Origin of the sequence: Flagellimonas flava, from assembly GCF_050617915.1 — a bacterium.
Lineage (GTDB): Bacteria > Bacteroidota > Bacteroidia > Flavobacteriales > Flavobacteriaceae > Flagellimonas > Flagellimonas flava_A.
In genome coordinates, this window is record NZ_JBODQE010000008.1 from 61,090 (window position 1) to 78,982 (window position 17,893).

At 43.5% G+C, this 17,893-nt stretch carries 23 protein-coding genes; 1 reads left to right on the forward strand and 22 read right to left on the reverse strand.

Annotation, left to right across the window (positions count from 1 at the left end; genetic code table 11):
- Positions 1–7: 7 nt before the first annotated feature.
- The 18 genes from ACRHOZ_RS17455 to ACRHOZ_RS17540 form a co-directional block, all read right to left on the reverse strand.
- Positions 8–1,069 (reverse strand): class I fructose-bisphosphate aldolase, encoded by a 1,062-nt coding sequence (locus tag ACRHOZ_RS17455; protein WP_431128326.1) that lies wholly within the window; start codon positions 1,067–1,069, stop codon positions 8–10.
- Between the two features lie 11 nt (positions 1,070–1,080).
- Positions 1,081–2,094: a type II glyceraldehyde-3-phosphate dehydrogenase gene (locus tag ACRHOZ_RS17460; protein WP_431128329.1), complete on the reverse strand. Its 1,014-nt coding sequence runs from the start codon at positions 2,092–2,094 to the stop codon at positions 1,081–1,083.
- Position 2,095: 1 nt separating this feature from the next.
- Positions 2,096–3,430, reverse strand: a complete 1,335-nt coding sequence (gene nhaA / locus ACRHOZ_RS17465) for a Na+/H+ antiporter NhaA (RefSeq protein ID WP_431128332.1) — start codon at positions 3,428–3,430, stop codon at positions 2,096–2,098.
- Positions 3,423–4,823, reverse strand: coding sequence for an NAD(P)/FAD-dependent oxidoreductase (locus tag ACRHOZ_RS17470; RefSeq protein ID WP_431128335.1), 1,401 nt, complete (start codon positions 4,821–4,823; stop codon positions 3,423–3,425). Before ACRHOZ_RS17470 ends, nhaA begins: the two co-directional genes overlap by 8 nt.
- A 26-nt stretch (positions 4,824–4,849) precedes the next feature.
- Positions 4,850–5,356, reverse strand: coding sequence for a universal stress protein (locus ACRHOZ_RS17475; RefSeq protein ID WP_431128338.1), 507 nt, complete (start codon positions 5,354–5,356; stop codon positions 4,850–4,852).
- Between the two features lie 54 nt (positions 5,357–5,410).
- Positions 5,411–6,115, reverse strand: a complete 705-nt coding sequence (locus ACRHOZ_RS17480) for a lycopene cyclase domain-containing protein (RefSeq protein WP_431128341.1) — start codon at positions 6,113–6,115, stop codon at positions 5,411–5,413.
- 5 nt (positions 6,116–6,120) lie between these two features.
- Complete coding sequence (locus ACRHOZ_RS17485) at positions 6,121–6,921, reverse strand: AlbA family DNA-binding domain-containing protein (protein WP_431128344.1); 801 nt, start codon at positions 6,919–6,921, stop codon at positions 6,121–6,123.
- A 112-nt stretch (positions 6,922–7,033) separates the two neighbouring features.
- Positions 7,034–7,306, reverse strand: coding sequence for a DUF5676 family membrane protein (locus tag ACRHOZ_RS17490; protein WP_431128347.1), 273 nt, complete (start codon positions 7,304–7,306; stop codon positions 7,034–7,036).
- A gap of 78 nt (positions 7,307–7,384) precedes the next feature.
- Positions 7,385–7,831, reverse strand: coding sequence for a hypothetical protein (locus ACRHOZ_RS17495; protein ID WP_431128350.1), 447 nt, complete (start codon positions 7,829–7,831; stop codon positions 7,385–7,387).
- 38 nt (positions 7,832–7,869) lie between these two features.
- On the reverse strand, positions 7,870–8,085 hold the full coding sequence (locus tag ACRHOZ_RS17500; protein WP_431128353.1) for an SHOCT domain-containing protein: 216 nt from the start codon (positions 8,083–8,085) through the stop codon (positions 7,870–7,872).
- A 40-nt stretch (positions 8,086–8,125) separates the two neighbouring features.
- The gene (locus ACRHOZ_RS17505; RefSeq protein WP_431128356.1) at positions 8,126–8,347 is read right to left on the reverse strand and encodes an SHOCT domain-containing protein; all 222 of its coding nucleotides are present in this window, start codon (positions 8,345–8,347) and stop codon (positions 8,126–8,128) included.
- Positions 8,348–8,358: 11 nt separating this feature from the next.
- Complete coding sequence (locus ACRHOZ_RS17510; RefSeq protein WP_431128359.1) at positions 8,359–8,661, reverse strand: heavy-metal-associated domain-containing protein; 303 nt, start codon at positions 8,659–8,661, stop codon at positions 8,359–8,361.
- A complete protein-coding gene (locus ACRHOZ_RS17515; RefSeq protein ID WP_431128362.1) occupies positions 8,600–8,854 on the reverse strand; it encodes a hypothetical protein in 255 nt (84 codons plus the stop codon). Before ACRHOZ_RS17515 ends, ACRHOZ_RS17510 begins: the two co-directional genes overlap by 62 nt.
- Before the next feature lie 318 nt (positions 8,855–9,172).
- Positions 9,173–9,484, reverse strand: a complete 312-nt coding sequence (locus ACRHOZ_RS17520) for a hypothetical protein (RefSeq protein ID WP_431128364.1) — start codon at positions 9,482–9,484, stop codon at positions 9,173–9,175.
- Positions 9,485–9,605: 121 nt separating this feature from the next.
- The gene (locus tag ACRHOZ_RS17525) at positions 9,606–10,766 is read right to left on the reverse strand and encodes a hypothetical protein (RefSeq protein ID WP_431128367.1); all 1,161 of its coding nucleotides are present in this window, start codon (positions 10,764–10,766) and stop codon (positions 9,606–9,608) included.
- Complete coding sequence (locus ACRHOZ_RS17530) at positions 10,763–11,170, reverse strand: c-type cytochrome (RefSeq protein ID WP_106143161.1); 408 nt, start codon at positions 11,168–11,170, stop codon at positions 10,763–10,765. The genes ACRHOZ_RS17525 and ACRHOZ_RS17530 overlap by 4 nt, the downstream gene beginning before the upstream one ends.
- 71 nt (positions 11,171–11,241) lie before the next feature.
- Complete coding sequence (locus ACRHOZ_RS17535; RefSeq protein WP_431128371.1) at positions 11,242–11,823, reverse strand: helix-turn-helix domain-containing protein; 582 nt, start codon at positions 11,821–11,823, stop codon at positions 11,242–11,244.
- 181 nt (positions 11,824–12,004) lie between these two features.
- Complete coding sequence (locus ACRHOZ_RS17540) at positions 12,005–12,427, reverse strand: HYC_CC_PP family protein (protein ID WP_431128374.1); 423 nt, start codon at positions 12,425–12,427, stop codon at positions 12,005–12,007.
- Between the two features lie 273 nt (positions 12,428–12,700).
- Here ACRHOZ_RS17540 and ACRHOZ_RS17545 point away from each other — a divergent pair, with 273 nt between their 5' ends.
- Complete coding sequence (locus tag ACRHOZ_RS17545) at positions 12,701–13,129, forward strand: ubiquinol-cytochrome c reductase iron-sulfur subunit (protein WP_106143158.1); 429 nt, start codon at positions 12,701–12,703, stop codon at positions 13,127–13,129.
- Positions 13,130–13,142: 13 nt separating this feature from the next.
- Here the strand turns inward: ACRHOZ_RS17545 and ACRHOZ_RS17550 are convergent, their stop codons facing one another.
- Genes ACRHOZ_RS17550 through ACRHOZ_RS17565 form a run of 4 tightly spaced genes read right to left on the reverse strand, consistent with a single transcriptional unit; the run spans position 13,143 to position 17,887 of the window.
- Positions 13,143–13,868 (reverse strand): DUF6503 family protein, encoded by a 726-nt coding sequence (locus tag ACRHOZ_RS17550; protein ID WP_431128378.1) that lies wholly within the window; start codon positions 13,866–13,868, stop codon positions 13,143–13,145.
- A 42-nt stretch (positions 13,869–13,910) separates the two neighbouring features.
- Entirely contained in the window at positions 13,911–15,179 is a 1,269-nt protein-coding gene (locus tag ACRHOZ_RS17555; RefSeq protein WP_431128381.1) for a M14 family metallopeptidase, read from the reverse strand.
- 10 nt (positions 15,180–15,189) lie between these two features.
- Positions 15,190–16,623, reverse strand: coding sequence for an alanine/glycine:cation symporter family protein (locus ACRHOZ_RS17560; RefSeq protein WP_431128383.1), 1,434 nt, complete (start codon positions 16,621–16,623; stop codon positions 15,190–15,192).
- Positions 16,565–17,887 (reverse strand): amidohydrolase family protein, encoded by a 1,323-nt coding sequence (locus ACRHOZ_RS17565; protein WP_431128386.1) that lies wholly within the window; start codon positions 17,885–17,887, stop codon positions 16,565–16,567. Before ACRHOZ_RS17565 ends, ACRHOZ_RS17560 begins: the two co-directional genes overlap by 59 nt.
- Between the last annotated feature and the right edge of the window lie 6 nt (positions 17,888–17,893).

Genomic DNA, 17,893 nt, shown 5'->3' on the forward strand with positions numbered 1-17,893 from the left:
ATATCTTTTATGCTATCGTTATTCTCTTTTCCAGATAAACCCCTTGTACTGCATGTAATAGCTCCACACCCTCTTTGAAAGGCCGCTGAAAGGCCTTTCTCCCTAAGATAAGACCGGAACCTCCCGCCCTTTTGTTGACGACAGCCGTGACAATTGCTTCGCCCAGGTCCGATACCCCTTTGGACCCACCTCCCGAATTGATCAACGCTATGTTCCCCATGTAACAGTTTGCCACTTGTAATCGACAAAGATCGATGGGGTGCTCCGCAGTCAACGCTTCGTACATAGCATCGTTAAATTTTCCAAACCCAATGTCTTTGAAACCATAATTGTTGGTGGGCAGTTTTTGCTTTATGATATCGGCCTTTATCGTTACCCCAAGGTGGTTTGCCTGCGATGTCAAATCGGCCGATGAATGGTAATCTTCCCTATCGGTTCTAAATGCTTCATTTCGCGTATAACACCAAAGGATAGTGGCCATACCCAGACCGTGGGCCTCGGTAAAGGCCCCTGCAACTTCCTTCAGTTCGCGCTTACTCTCACCTGATCCAAAATAAATGGTCGCCCCGATTGCCGCCGCACCCATATTCCATGCTTCCTTGACAGTACCAAAGAGGGTTTGGCCGTATCTTGTGGGATGGGTCAATAGTTCATTGTGGTTTATTTTGACAATGAAAGGGATTTTGTGCGCATATTTCCGAGCATATAGGCCCAGCCCACCAAAAGTGGAGGCCACACCATTGCAACCAGCCTCCATTGCCAATTTTATGATGTTCTCTGGATCAAAGTAATCAGGGTTCTTATAAAAGGAAAAAGTGGCACTATGTTCGATGCCCTGATCTACTGGAAGTATACTGAGATATCCAGTGCCCGAAAGATTTCCATTATCGTAGAGACGAGATAGGCTCCCAAGGACCCTAACATTACGATCGCTGTTCACGAACACGGTGTCCACCACATTTTTTTCAGGCAACTGTAGTTCGTCCTTCGTTATTTTCTCGCTTACGTGGTCCAGATAAAAAGATGCTTTATCTCCCAAGTGTTCCACAATGGCTTCAAAAGTTTCCATTCTTCTCCTTTTTAATTGATTCCTAGACTTTCATTGGTTTTGGCAATGGACTTTTGACCATCACATTCGATTCCCGTCAAGGCACGGATGGCATCGATGGTCTCGGGGATGACGATGGCTTGATTGTCCACGACATAGGCATAAAAAAGTTCGTCGCCAACCACTTTGAGCATATCTTCCCAAAGGGCCACCTCGTACATATCGCCCCAAGGTCTGCCCCAATCCATAAACATTTCCTTTATGGTGTTGTTGGAGACCAGACCCTGGTCATAGCTTATCAGTTTAATCCGGCTAGAGGCCCTAAGAGCGCTGAGCACTTCCTCCTTAGAGGTCTCACGCTTTAGTTTTACATTCCAATAATGCATATGGCTAAGGGTTTCAGGGACCTTTACCGCTGATGTGATCACATCGAGGTCGGGATCTACACTTTGCGCATCAGGGCCTTGATGACTGGGGATGTCGCGTTCGGGCACCATGGTGTTCATAATACCTCCCAGATGGCTTTCCCAAGGGTCCGTGGCCCTTCTTAACAAGGTGCCCCTGGCATAGTCCAGCATATCGGCCGTTTTTAAGGCGGTCAAGGTGCGCAGAATGGAAGTGGTATTGCAGGAAACTACCCTGGTGGCATCCAAACCTAGCGCAGATTCGTAATTGTTTTCAGCACTAAAGGAATGTCCTGTGGTTTCATGTTTTTCCCCACCCTGAACAATGAATTTAATACCTTTTTCCCTATAGATTACAACATTTTTAGCTGCAATCTTTTTAGGGGTGCAATCCACTACAAGATCCACATGTTGCAGTAGTTCCTGCATGGAACCTGCAACCGATAGTCCCGCCGATCGCATTTGTGCATCTGCTTCCTTGGTTGCCGCAAACACCTTAAAGCCCTTTTTCAGGGCCGTCTGTATACGCCAATCGCTTATTACGTCACACACCCCCACAAGGGCCATATCATTCTGTAAACTCACGGCATCGGCCACTCTTTTTCCGATGACGCCGTAACCCACCACTGCTATATTTTTCATGTTATCTAATTTTAGTTACTATTGATTTTTTGTTATGTCGATATAATAAAATGGCGCCGAAAATACCAGCCAATAGGGAGGCAAAAAGGATGTTTACCTTGGCGGTGAACAGCATCGATTCATCCGTAAAGGCAAGTTCATTGATGAACAGCGACATGGTAAAACCGATTCCGCCAAGAAAGGCTGTCCCGTAAATCATGTTCCAATTCACATTTTCAGGAAGTTTGGCAAGTCTGAATGCCACCAGTACCCTGGAAAAGCCCGCTATGCCAATGAACTTCCCGAAAACCAGTCCCAAACCTATACCTAAGCCAACGGGACTGGTCATTACCTTCAGTAAATCTCCATGAAGGTGTATCCCTGCATTTGCCAAGGCGAACAAGGGAAGAATAACGAAACTTACCAATGGATGTAAGGCTTTTTCAATTTTTTGGAGTGGGGTTTCGGCTTCGGAACTTGTGGTTTTTATGTCCTCCAATATTTCCAACTGTTTCCTGGAAATGAGGGTTCCCTTCACCGGTTTTTCTTTTTGGAATCTTTTATGGAGTTTATCCAAACGTCGCAAAAAGGTTTGCTCTTTGATCTTGACCCTTCCGGGAATGGCCATGGCGGTAAGTATCCCGGCAATGGTGGGATGTATCCCGGAAAAGAAAAATGCCAACCACACACCGCCTATACCTATAATGGCGTAAAACCATGTACTACGAACCCCGGCATAATTGCCAATTATAAGCAGGCCGAAGAAAAGTAGGCCATGGAGCAAGTCCATTCCCGATATTCCGGAGGTATAGAATAGGGCGATGACCAAAACCCCTCCCAAATCGTCAACTATCGCCAAGGTTACAAGGAAGACCCTCAAAGCCGTGGGCAACTTTTTTCCGAAAAGTGCCAATACTCCAAGGGAAAAGGCAATGTCAGTGGCCATCGGAATTCCCCAGCCCTGAGAGGCCTCACCTGAACCGTTGAATGAATAATAAACAAGGGCAGGTATTACCATGCCTCCAATGGCGGCACCAATGGGTAAAATTGCACTCTTCGGGGATGAAAGTTTACCACCAAGAATTTCTCGTTTTAGCTCCAGACCGACCTGTAAAAAAAATAAGGCCATCAGTGCATCGTTCACCCATAACAGAAGAGGTTCGAACAATTCAAAACTACCAATGGTGAACCCTATCTCAACCTTCATCAAAGCTTGGTAAAATTCTTTCCAAGGCGAATTGGCCCAAATCATGGCAATAACGACCGTAATAAAGAGAACAACACCTCCATTGTTCAGCCCTTTTGCGGTAGAGCCGACCATATTCTTGAAAAATGTAGTATTCTCCATGTTATGCATTCATCTCTGATTTAATCGTTCGTTTTATTTGATCCGGTTTTTTATCCGACGGATGGTCGAACGATTTGGGCTTAAAATTTCTGATAATGACCCTATTGCTTTTTTCGTAGCTGAAATAGCTGATGGCCCAGTTGAGGCCCACCAACAATCTGTTTCTAAACCCACTAATGGACATCAAATGGACAAGGGACCACAACAGCCAAGCAAAATATCCACCAAAACGAAGCTTACCCAGGTCAGCCACGGCTTTTCGTTTGCCCACAGTGGCCAAGGAACCCTTGTCCTTATAGGCAAAAGGTTTCGAAAGCTTTGACCGCATAGTGTTCAGCAATATTTTGGCAAGGTGTTTCCCTTGTTGAATAGCGGCCTGTGCTACTTGTGGGTGTCCTTTTGGTGTCTCTTCCGTAATGATTCCCGCTATATCGCCGATGGCAAAAACATTGTTCAGTCCTTCGACTTTCAAATAAGTGTTTGTTCTTAGTCGATTGCCCTTGACAAGATAGCTTTCATCCATCCCATCCGGCAATTGGCCAGTAACACCTGCTGTCCATACTAGATTTTTGGCCCTAATCTTCTTACCACTTTTGGTACGTACCACCTTGCCGTCATAGCCGCTAACGGCTTCGTTAAGCAATACCTGTACATTCAAGCTTTTCAGATATTCCAGTGTCTTCGAGGAGGCCTTATCCGACATACCGGCCAACAGCTCACCCATGGCCTCGATAAGATAGATGTTCATGATGGAGGAAGGATATTCTGGATAGTCTTTGGGTAAAATGTATTTGCAGAACTCCGCTAGGGCACCTGCCATTTCAACCCCTGCAGGTCCACCACCCACAATTACAAAATTGGTAAGGGCGTCCCGATGGTCATCATCACAGGTTATTGCTGCTTGCTCTAGGTTCTGAAGCATCATATGGCGTATATTGAGTGAATCCTTGATATCTTTCATGCCCAGGCTATTTCTTGCCACTTCGTCCATTCCGAAGAAATTGGTCTTGGTACCGGTGGCCAAAACCAGATAATCATAGGCCAACCTACCCTTATCGGTGATGACTGTATTTGATGAAGTTTGGACTTCTTGTACCTCTGCCAATCTAAAGGTGACATTGGTATAGCCGCTGATTTGTTTCCTGAACGGAAAGACAATACTGTCCGGTTCCAAGCCACTGGTAGCCACTTGGTAGTATAGGGGTTGGAACTGGTGAAAGTTGTTTCGGTCTATCAGAACTACCTGTACCTCTTTGTTCTTGAGACCTTCTACCAATGCAAGGCCGGCAAACCCGCCCCCTACAACGACTACCCTTGGAAATCTTGAATTTGGCAAACAAATTTCATCGGTGGCCCTACAAGTGGCATCACTAGTATTCTTGGAGCCATAAGTGTTCTTCATACCAATTTGGGGTTTAACGACTATTTTTAATTCTTGTGCTGTAAAACAGTCTGTTTGTTATTTTTCAGTATCCCTTTCCATATTTTTTTTCTTGCTATCAACACGGAACAACTGGCATGCATGGCAATGTACTGTGATACTGAACCTAGCAAAAAGCGAGAGAAAGCACCATGGCCCTGAGATCCAACAACAATGAGGTCCGCACCAAAATTTTCGGCCTTTTCGAGAATGGCGCTTTTTGGGAGACCATGGATCACTTCGGTGGTTATTGATATTTCAGGTTTCCTGCCCTCAACAGATCTAGCTGCATTTTTTACTATGGTTTCTGCCGATTTTTGGGCAAGGGACACCGCTTCCTCATAATAGTTGCCAAGTGGACTACCAAGGGTGGCAGCGCCAGGAGCGGTCAGCAAGGGATTTTCCAAAACACTCAGTACACATACCTCAGTGTCCCCCGGCAAGGACATACCACTGAGTTCATTAATGGCGTCCTCGCTAAAATTGGAGCCATCTATTGCCAATACTATCTTCATCTTTTCATATTTATTTGTTCATAGGTTCTAATGAACACTGCTTGTTTGACCAATCTACCCCGTGGTAATGGGACCCATTAATTTTCTCCAGTATAAATGCTCATACAATCCCGACCAATACATGCCAAAAGTGAAGGCGAACAGGAGTTCTTCGATTGGAATACCGGCCACTAGAATATCACTTAGGTTTTCCAGATTCCAGAAAAGTTCTACGTAGTTGGGATGGAAAGGAAGAATACTCCCAAAATAAACAAAATACAATGCCGTGAACAGAAATCCGCTGATCCAGATTTTAGTCTTGAGGTCCTGCCGGCAATATAGTGTAGACATTCCTCCCAGGAACATAGCTGCAATCCCACAATAGATATGGTTCAAAGTAGTGGACATGGCCAATATCAGGAACACGGCCGCCGGTACCAATAGGATGTATAGGTGCAACCTGTGCTTTGCATGCTTACGTTCACTATGCGGCATTTCAACATACTTTCTTCTAAAAATAAGGTTGTAAAAAACCGTACCGATACCACCAATTGCGAATGAAAAGATCAGGCTTTCAATATCAAAACCGGTCGTTATGGCCAAATCAAAAAGGGAAGGGGGATGCCAATATTCGGGAACGAACAGAGGTTCCGTAAGCCCAAAAGGCATGGTTATCCAACTCATCTTCAACATTTCGCTTCTAGAGTCCTTTTTCAATAGATATACCATCCCCCATAGGGCTAGGATAATTAGGGACCATATGAACCAGACGTATTGCATGGGAACTAGGTATTTTGAATATTCAAATAGTTGATAGCCTCTTCGACCGATAGGGGATGGGTGGCGTTACCCGTTCTGACATAAAAAGTGATGTTTTTGCCATCCTTTAGGTACACTGGAATGGTAGATGGCTCCACATTTATCAGGCAAATGTCTTTTTCACCGATGGCATGAAACGATACTTGATTATTGTAGCAGGCCTCCCTACCTATATAGTCCGTGATGACCTGAAATACTTTGCGTTCAAAACCATCCCTGTTCTTGTGCTTTAAGGTCTTTAAGTCCTTTTCCAATCCAATAACATCGCCTTGGTCGCTGACTCCAATGAGCAGTTTTCCCCCCTTGGCGTTCATGAAACCCACCAAGGTTTTTGCAATGACCAGTTCCAAATCACGGTTGGTGGTTTTTCTATGGTAATCGTACCGAACCGAAGATTTGAATTCCACTGAATCATTTTCCCCTTTTTGGATCAACTGTTTGAGGTCCATTTCACCAAGAAGTTCCCCTTGGTGCCTCAGTGATCTTTTTTGTTTTATCCGTATCCAGAAAAAACCTGAAGCTATTCCCAACATTCCCCCAAAGAAACTCAGCAGACCGGCCATTCCACCCATTTTAAAAGAAAATGATTCCAGCAAGTGTTGCTTTAATATGTTCCGAAATAGGGAAGGGGTAAAGTCGGGATGGTTAAACTCAATATTGTAAAGTACCATCGTGAACGGATGTACCAAAAAATAAAAGACTCCCGCTCCAATGAAAACATGGATAAAAATGATTTTCAATTTTTGTCTTGCTATTTTTTGCTCCATCTCCAGCAATTACACAATAATGTCCAAAGCATGGAATGACTTTACATTCCCCTTATTGTTTAAAAACATTCCATGAACTGGACACCGCGAGTATGATCTATCCATAACTTTTTTATTTTCTGATCTGTACATTGTAGAATGCCGCGATACAAGCACCTACTAGCCATCCTAAAATGAACGTTTGTACAATTCCAAAAAATGCCTCCAAGAGGGGAACATCCATTCTAATAATACTTGTAGTGTCCAGACCGTGCAAGAGACTGTTGAAGAAGGCAATACCTGCTTCCTTACTTACAGTGGCGAGAACTATCATACATCCGGCATACACCAGTGCACCGGTAAACCCAAAGGCAAACCCAAATTTTTTGACGTTGATACGATTCATGATTCTTGTTTTAATGTTATTAGTTGTCGTGCTACATTTGCTCGGCGAACGTTTGGTGAGCGGGCCGTAAGCTTTGCATCAATGGTTTTGTTCAAGGCTCTTTTTATACTCCATCTTATTGTGCATGGCCCTGGAAAGCTCTTCATGCTTCAAGGTATGATCGCAAAAAGTATCCCTCATGAGACTATCTGAGGCGATAACAGGCATAAAATGATGTGTTGTAAGCAACATCAAATCAGGATATTTGGTGATCATGCCACTTAATTTATTGGCCAGTATGGTATCGTTTGATGCCGCTCTAACCAGTTCATCAACCATCATGCCCGTACCGTGGTCGCTATCCATCATTTTTCCAATATACTTTTTGCCCAATTCGTGGTTTTCGGCAAGAGTGGTCAATACCATTTCTTGCTGGGAGGTGTCCTTGAGCATGTCTTTAACTGAGCCATGCTGTTTTTGTGAACAGGCCGAAATCAGGAAAGTGGCCAATACCATTGCGCCAGTCATGTAAACCGTTGTCTTCATTTTGATTTTTTTAGTGATTAATATTTTACCTAAATCCCTTATTTTGATTTCAAGATCTTTTTTGATTCCTCATATTCCTCCTTAGAGATTTCGCCATTGGCGAAGCGCTTTTTTAGGATTCTTAAGGGGTCTTCTTTTTTTGCTCTCTGATAGGGGATATCATAGGGGACAAAAAAGATCCACATCAATAAAATGAACCATATGATCCACCAGATAAAGTGCATACCACCCCAATGTCCATCGAAAAAATGCATAGTTTATAGTTTTTAGGATTGTTAATTCGTTGTTTATGTATTACTTGTCCGGTTCCAAAATCTTTTTTTGGTCCCTGTATTCCTCCTTTGTGATCTCACCCTTGGCAAACCTTACCTTAAGAATGGCAAGCGCATCACTTTCTTCTTCCGTTTCTTGCAACGGCCAATTCGAGGGAGCAAAGAAAATCCAGCCTAAAGCCACTAGCCAAATTACCCACCAAATAAGGTGCATGCCCCAAAAAAATCCATCTCTAAAAAACATAGTATTACTCTTTAATTATTGTCCTGAATGATTTTCGTTATGGTATAGCCCTCAAGTTCATTGAGCTGCTTTTGAATATCCTCTATGGAAAGTTTCCTTTTCATAGTAATGATAGTGGCACCTTTTGGGGCCAAGAAAATCTCGGTTTTGCCAATTTCAGGGTGCGATTCCAAAACTTTCTTTACCTTGGACACACAACTGCCGCAACTAATACCATTTATTTGATATCTACGTCTCATCCTTTTACCGCTACTAATGGTGTCCATGGCCTTTATGCCCTCCTTGGCTCCCAGTGCCCCGTCCTTCTTTGCCATGTCCGTGTTTGTCGGATTTACCTTGCTCCCCATGCCCATGCCGTCCGTGCGGTATGAGTAGGTGGACTAGGAACATTAGGATAATAAAGGCAAAAAGCCCGTTGTATCCCGTTATTCCAAGTGCCGGTGCGAAAAAAATCAACAATAGTGGAAGCCCGCAACCGATGACCATCCAAATCCAATGCCCTTTCATATTTTCCAGTTTTTAAAATTAATTTCCACTTATCTTTGGTATTGGGGATGGTCACCTCGATTGGTTTTCATAAGGTTATCACCCATCATTACCAAATCTGTGCATGTTCGTTCCCTTTTTGGACGATGATTTTCATGCGGGAACGTATACTATCATAGCTCGCTATACTTTTTCGCACATCATTCGCATCATACTGTCCATCATCTTTTGATTGCCCTGCGACCTCCGTATGGCATCGTTAACCCCTGGCATATAATATTCGGGAAATTTTACTCCCATGGACAAATTGACTTGTTCACCATGGGAGCAATTTTCTCGTCAATTGGCTGACTTAAGAAACTCCTCGATTTTCTTGCTTTCATGTTCGGTCAGGTTGGCCCTGATCCGCATATGAAGGCTGATCGTTTCCCAATCCGTATCATTGTAATCTGCAGGGGATGGAGCGATATGGCACCTATTACAGGTTTCTCCCCAGAGTTGTGCCCCTGATTTTTCTAGTTTAAACCCCTCTTCCGCGACAACCGTCTCGGAATCCGGAACATCAGAATATCCTTTCTTTGTTGAGGAACAGCTTACAACTGTAGCCCCGATTGTTGTCACAAGTATGACCCCAATCACTATTTTGTTCATTATTTTCATCTTACCCGATTTTAAATAGTCTTATTACAATCCCATGGTGTATGGCCAGAAAAAAAGCCTTTGATATTTAACTGATTTACCGCTTTCATGTTTTCCAGCCTTTGTTTCTCGATTAGAATCCTATGGCCCAATGCACAAACAGGCCATCTGTATTGGTCAGTCCGTCTCCGTCGTGGCCCCCTTCGGTTTCGGTGGTCTGATAGCTAAGCTTGACGACAGATCGCCAACTCAACCAGTAGTTTAGACCAAATGCGTATTGCGTGGATTTTTCTTCCCACTCCGCGCCTTCGGGTGCATTGAAATCCGAATACCTGGCTACGAACTCCAGATTTTTTATGAACTTGTTTCCGGACATGGTGGGACGATAACTCAATTGTCCATAAAAGGAATTACTTTGGTTGTCAAATGAGTATTCTTCCTCATCGCCATCTTCGTGCGTTTCTATAAACGTTGCCGTATCCACGTTCGAGTTGTTGAATTGGGACTTTACATCCACTATCCCCCCAATCGCGGATATCTGTTTTACAAAAGAAAAGTCAAGGGCGAACAAAAATGCCCCAATGTCCTCGTATTCCGAGTCTTCTTCGCCCGTTCCACTTGTCGAATAGGCCGAAAAACCGATTTCTGTCGAAGAATCTGGGAAAGGCAATAGACCAAGGCGACCCCCATAGGCCTTGGCCAAGTTGGTATCTTCATAGTTCTCAAATTCTAGAATACCCGCCTCCTCCGGTTCCTCTGAACCATCTTTGATTCGTGGACCGTTGGTGGAGTATACCGAATAATTCAATTTGGGGCCTCCCAAATCAAATGCACCCCTAAGTTCTACACCAATGCCTGAAGAGGGTGCGATTCCGTCATGTCCGTAGCCCAAGGGAGCATTGGGCAATCTATTTATCCATGCGGGATGTAATCTTTCCATAAATGTGCCAAAGGGCAAAAGAAATTTTCCTGCCCGAACGGTCATGTTCTTGTTGAGCACGTACATCACATCGGCATACTCAAGACCGGTTTCCAACTCATCGCTTTCCAGCACAAACTCAAGTTCGGCCTCGAACATCAATCTATCCGAATGCTTGTAAAGAAAAATCGGGGCAAAGGCCGATCCCAGAAAAGTGGATTCCGTTTCATCTCCCGAATCCATGTATTCAAAACCAGTGTGGCCATAACCACGCAACATGAATTGTGTCTTGCTCGGTTCAAAAGTGTTGTAGGTCTGGCCGTACATTTGACCACAAAATACAACTGCTGTTAGTACTACTAGTAGCTTTTTCATTTCTTAAGTGTTCGGATATAATTAATAAGTTCCCATCTTTTCTTTTCGGGCAGAGCTGTCTTATAGGAAGCCATTGGGGATCGCCCTTCCGTTAGTTTCCAGTATAGTGCGCCGTCGGTTTGGGCCTGTACGTCTGAATCGGTAAAATCAGTAGGCTTTGGGGTTAGGCCCGCACCTCCCATGCCATCTCCCTTTCCTTTTGCTCCGTGGCAGATCACACAGAGCATTCTATAGGTCCTCTTGCCGGATGCTGCTGCACCCGCATCACCCTTTAATGGGTTGACCAAATTATCGGCGCTGGAGGGCGCCGTCCACTTCTCTTGTGCATGGGAGTTGAACCCCACGAACAGAAAGCACATGGCCACAATTGCCATCATGTTAGGCAAAATTCTTTTTTTGTTCATTTTTTGGTATTAAGCTGTTATCAAATCTATTTTTATTGCTTCAGGTTTATCTGCATAATTTTCTATATTATTTATATAATTTCGTCATAGAAATTACGCTCTAAATGTTCTGAATTTTTAAAGTCCGTCATGCTCATTCCCGTAATGCGCTTAAATTGTCTGGACAAATGGTTTACACTACTATAATCAAGCATATAGGCTATGTCGGAGAAGGTATATTGCTGTAATTGTATCAATTCTTTGACCTTCTCTATTTTTAGCTTTATGAAATACTTTTCTATGGTGGTGTTTTCGGTTTTGGAAAAAAGTCTACTTAAAACCTTATAATCACGACGTATTGTGGATGCCAGGTATTCCGAGGTTTTTTCCTTTACATGGGTCGGCAGCTCCTGTATGAGCTCTATAAGTGTAAGCTTCACTTCCTCGACCAACATTTCCTCTTCGCTTTTTGCAATTTCAAATCCGTTGGAATGAATCACTTGTAGCACTTTGCTATCAATATCCTTGTTTGTACCCTCGATTATGCGTACGGAAAGTCTTCCCAATTCAACGGAAAGCACCTTTATATGTACTTCCTCAAGTTCTTGTTTCAAGACCTTAAGGCAACGTCTACAAACCATATTCTTGATCCAGTATACTCTGTTGGATTCCATATGTATTAGTGTTAATGTTACCCGTCTGTTAAACCATTAAGAGTCTAAAAGCTCTTATTGATGATGTTGCCTGAAATGTTTGCCATTGAATTATGAGTTCGGCAAAAAGTTGGCCCAATAAGGATTATGGCCAAATACGGAAGGTGCTGATTACCCTAAGGTAATTAGCGCGAGGAATAAATCAAATTAAGAAAGTTTCGTGAAGTACAAGAATGTCCCTCTCTATCCATGGGGGGTGATAGTCCCGGAAGGGGACAATGTTGGTATCAAGTCCTTCAAAAAGATTTATATAGGTATGGAAAAACGTTTGTAAGAAGACAAACGTATCAGCGCCCAATTCCAATTGGGCATTTTTTAGGTTTTCATCTATCGACTTCACGAAAGACTGACTGCTACAACATTCTTGTGTTGCTAAGGAGCATTCCTTTGAAGGCCTTTCTTCTTGCCGCTCAATTTTCTCGTCACAAGGTTTCGCTTTGCCTAAGACCGCAAGATCTACCAACTTATCGCAACAGAAATGCATATCCGCAGTGAAGGAAGAGCCTGCGAACAGCACTATACAAGTTAGGAAAAAGGCAATTATTTTACGGTTAAGGTGTTCCACTATATAAAATTAGGTAAAAATGTTTAATTTTTTTTATTTGATTGATTTTAACAAAAAATACATAAAAAACATGTTATCAATACTTTATATTCAAAAATGGGATATTAGGCATGGTAAATTTAAAAGATAAGGTTAGACAGAAATATGATAAATGTCATATTTGTGGAGAATCAGGCTCAAAACCAATACAAGGAAGCAATCAGGGTAAGGTTGTGTGCTACCTTACATACGATTTTTGCCTAAAAAGCGTTGGATTTAGTATATGCAATAGCTATGGAACGAAAGAAATTTTTACAGAATCTAGGGGCAGGTGCAGCCTTTGCCCTTGTTTTTCCCTGTTTGAACGGATGTTCAAAAGACGGTGCGGTGGGGGGGCTTCCAGTCCCGACGGGAATTGATTTTACGGTTGACCTTGACTCTCAGGAAGGTGCCCCTTTACAGAATAATGGGGGCTTTATCTTGAAGCAATTTGTGGTGGTGGCCAAAAACTTGGAGGGGCAGTATGTGGCCGCCAGCCAGATCTGTAGCCATCAACAAACGGAAGAAGTGCGTTTCATTACCGAAGATGGGGGTATCTATCGTTGTGCAACCCATGGTGCTAGATTCGATCAGACCGGAAAACCTTTGAACGCTATCACACCCAATCCATTGAAAATTTTCAGTACGGAATTGACAGGAAATTTATTGCGTGTTTTTGAATGAGCTTTTTTATGGTTTAGGGTATAACTCTTATTGTCATCTTCTTTAGTGCAATAATCGACAGTTCCTCCAATTTACCATCCTCGAAGGCTCTATCGATTTGTTCAAAGTCAATGCTTCCCTTTAATTTAGGTGCAAAGTTTCGGTAATCCTGGATTCTGACACCATCGATGGTACGGGGATTATAGGCCTCACGGAAGCGCATCCCACCTTTACCTGTGAAGTATTTGTAAGCAAGATAATCCAGACTATAGTCGTCTGCATCGAACCAGTATAGAAAAACGTCCTCAAAATCATCACCACCACCCTCCTTTTTAAAGGTAACGCGTATTTTATGGTATTCTTTGTCTTGGATTTTGGATATTCCCATATTTTCAAACATGACAGCGGGGTCTTTGAGCCATAGGGGAAGAAAAGCGAAATAGATTACTGAATTGACCGAATTGGCATAGGCCTTTTTTCTTTTCTCGCTAAGGCTTACCAAAGTATCTGCCACATAGCGGAACAGTCCGTCATTGGTATAGACATCACGTATTTTGGTGCCATCAGGCCGTCGGTTAATTCTAGTATATTCAAACCGTCCTTTGTTCCTTTTGTAGATATAGTGATAATCCCTAAAGTCAAATGAGACTTCGGCATTTTTTAGTTTTTCGGCTCCGGAATGTCTTATGGCCTTATCAATGATACTCTCTTGCCCCAATCCGAAGTTTGGACTCAAAAAGGCCAACAGTCCTAAAAGCATCCAAAAGGAAATTTGAGAATGGAATAATGGTCTCATTAGGTCTTACTTTATACGTTTTAACATCAATTGCATCAAAATCTGTGCACTTACACGGGCCTTTTTCTTTACAAAGTCCCTTGGGGTATTGTCACCAATTTCAAAGACCAAGGCCTCGGCCCCATGTTCCACAAAAAAATAATTCCGTGATACATTGGTTGGCCGCATCTTGTCACTTGGCCTGATATTGGGGTCGTACCCTTCGAGCTCAGCTTTAACTTCTGACAGCCAATCAGTCACCAAACCTGGCATATTTCCTTCCAATTTGGAGTCCACAGTATAATAGATATCGTCCCAGGTGGAATGAAAATCGATACCAAAATAAAACTTTCCTTTCGTCTGTTTCACTTTCCCTTCCATAAAGTTCTTGACCGAACGTGTTTCCGGTTGGTTAAAATTCGCCCAGTCCCGATTCAGATCGACTCCGCCGGCATTGTGTCTCCAGTGTCCGTTGTCGACCCCGTCAGGGTTCATCAATGGCACTACATAGGTCGTAAACTTTTTTCTGAAATTTTTGGCTAGCTTTGTATCCGATGCAATGGTTTCTACAAAGGTTTTCATGGCCAGATAACCTGTTACCTCGGGTGGGTGTTGCCGTGAAATGACCATCAACATGTTTCTTGCATTTTCGTTACCAATCGCCAACAGCCCCAAATCTCTATTTTCCCTACTTTTTCCAATTTTCTTTTTTGTGATAAAAGATTTGGTCGATAGGTCTTCCGCCCAACGGGAAACATGATGCGAAGTGTGGAGCTCCTGGCCCGAAACCCAAAGCGTATCGGTGCCTATTTCCAGTTTCATATTTACTTTGACCGGAAGCGAACCTGGGCCGAACGCTCTTTCGCCTTTGTCATATTCCTTGTATCTCGTGGAATCAAGGAGGGACCAATTGACCCCATCCTTGCTCAGCTTTGGAAAGTATCGGTGCTTCCCCGATTCTTGATAGGTCAGCACCACATTGACCTGTGTCCTGTTGTTTGCCCATACCTTGAAGGCGTACCACGGACTGGTGTTAATCGGAGTGTTTTCAGGGGTTATCAATACTGTATAGGTGCTGTCGTTATTTTGAACAATACCATTGAGCCTTGACCCAACAAAATCATTGGAAAAGGTAATGCCGTTGCGGGCGAATTTGAAATTGCCCTTCCACTGTTTTTGTACCGGCCTGGTTTTGGTTGGGACCGCTGCGATTGGGGGTTGACCCTGAAATCGCTGCTCTTGGGCATAAGTTGCTGCCAAGCCCAGTAGATAGAGAAAAAGTACTTTTTTTTTCATAGAAAATGACTTAAATAACGTTTGTGTTCAACGATATTTTCTTGAAATATTCCCGTGTTGCCTGATTTACTTTTGCTGATAGGATAATGGCGGATAACATGGTTGGAATGGCCATCAAGGCAAAACTGATGTCGAAAAGACCAACGACACCTGCCATACTGGAAACCGCTCCCAAACAGATACTGAGCACATAAATGTAATTATAGAATTTTTTGTACCTGGTACCAAAAACAAATGCGATACACTTAGCGCCATAATAGGAGTAGGTAAACAATGATGTCAGGGCAAAAATGGATACAATAAACACCAAGAGTACCGCACCGAATTGGGGCATGGTCTTGACAAAAGCAGATAAGGTGACCGTCACGCCCCCAATATTCGGGTCTTGCCAGCTATCGGTGACCAATATGGCAATCGCAGTCAAGGTACATACCACTAGTGTATCTATAAAGGGCCCGAGCATGGCTACCAACCCCTCTTTTACGGGCTCCACATTTTTTGAGGCCCCATGGGCCATTGGGGCGGTGCCAATACCGGCTTCGTTTGAAAAGGCCGCCCTACGTACCCCCACAATAATTATGGAACCCAAGCTACCACCAAGAATCGCATTACCGGTCATGGCATCTGAAAATACCTGTTGAAAAACCGGTAGGATCTGAGTATGGTTGACAAATAGGATATAAGATACCGAGAGAAAATACAATACGACCATTAAAGGAACCAATTTGCTGGCATAGTTTGCAATTCTTTGAATACCGCCAAAAATAACGATGGATACCAGAATGCTAATCACTACCCCTATCAGCAAAGAGGATCCGACCGAGCTTGTAAGGTCAAAAACCGGCACTAATACATCGTTCAAAACCTGGGTAAGCTGGTTCGCTGTAAAAATGGGCAGCGAACCAAAAATGCCCGCTATTGAAAAAAATATGGCAAGGGGCTTCCATCTTTTCCCCAATCCCTCTGTAATTACGTACATCGGCCCTCCCTGTACAATTCCGAAATCATCTTTCCCCCGATACATTATGGCCAAAGAGCAGGTGTAGTATTTAGTGGCCATACCGACTATTGCGCTCACCCACATCCAAAAAAGTGCACCAGGGCCTCCCATACTTATTGCCAGTGCTACACCGGCAATGTTTCCCATCCCCAAAGTAGATGACAAGGCCGTGGATAGTGCCTTGAAGGCACTGATCTGACCAACACCCGAGGTGCTGTCATATTTTCCGCGAACGACGGCTATGGCATGCCAAAAGTGTTTGAAAGGCAACAATCTGGAATAGAATAGAAAGAATATTCCACCCCCCATGAGCAACAATAATAATGGCAGGTCCCAAATCCAATTGCTAAGGTCAATAATGGTGTTCTCAACGCTTTTCAGAACACTATTCACCATGCCCATACTTCGCAGAATACCGTTTATAGCTTTCTTGATGAGCTCCATCAAGCACAATCTCCTTGCCACGGATAAATGCCATGGAAAGCGCATTGGTTTGAACGTCCAGGGCATCCCCACGTGAAACAAAGATACTCGCATCCTTGCCAACGGCTATCGATCCGATGCGGTCATCAACACCCAAGATCTTTGCAGGGTTCAGGGTGATCAATTTAAGGGCCTCTTCCTTTTCCATTCCAAAGGTTACCGCCATTCCCGCATAAAAAGGCAGGTTTCGGGAGGTTGAAAGCATTCCATAGTGGTTCAGTGCCACGGTAATTCCTTCTTGAGAGAGCAAATGGGGCAAGGAATAGTAGGCATCATAATCCATACCGTCATGGTCAGGATAATCGTAGGTGGGGGGCAGTACGACAGGTATTTTGTTTTCCTTGATAAATTCCTTTACCGAAAGCACGGGGTAAGTGGCGACCAAAACAATATTCTTGACCTGATGTGATTTAGCAAACGTAATGCCCTCTATAATTTCTTTGGGTTCCTCGGCATGCACTGCCAATACTTTCTTGCCCTCAAAAAGACCTTGTAGGGCCTCCAGCTTCAGATTGGTGGTTTTTCCATCAATGGACTTGTAGGAATGGGCTGCCGAAAACAAATTTTCAAGTTGCATTACTTTTTCATCGTAGGAACTATTTTTCTTGATATTTCTGGTATTGGTACTCTTATCGTAGGAAGTTGATATTGAAGAGGGCCAATGCAGGTGTAGGGCAGCCTCTTCTTTAAATATAGCTTCCTGCCAGCTCCACCCGTCCATTTCCATTACAGCGGAAGTTCCTGAAATCAATCCTCCAGATCGGATGGACTCTACATGTAGAATACCGTTGAAACGTAAGGTAGGGATGTGTTCCGACCCAGTGTCAAAGGCAAAAACGGTTTTAAGGCTGGGGTTGATATCCCCTTCCTCCAATTTATCATTGGAATGGGGCACGCCGCTGATCTCTTCGATACCGATCAACGAATTCAACAGTATGAACCCTGGGTATATATGTTGACCGCTCACATCTTTAGTCTTATAATCGGCTTTTTGTTCCCCTATTCCCTCTAGAGGGCCTACATAGGTGATTTTTCCTTTTTTAAAACCTACGGCCCCATTGGCAATAATTTCTCCCGTTCCGGTATGTACAGTAGCTCCCACTAGCAGTATAGGTTCGGTTTGGGTTTGGGCAGGTTTTGGCATTAATTGCCCGACAAGTTCATTGGAATAATGGAAAAATAAAATCGTGAATGGGAGAAGTATGGATATGCTCTTTTTCATCATCTAGGT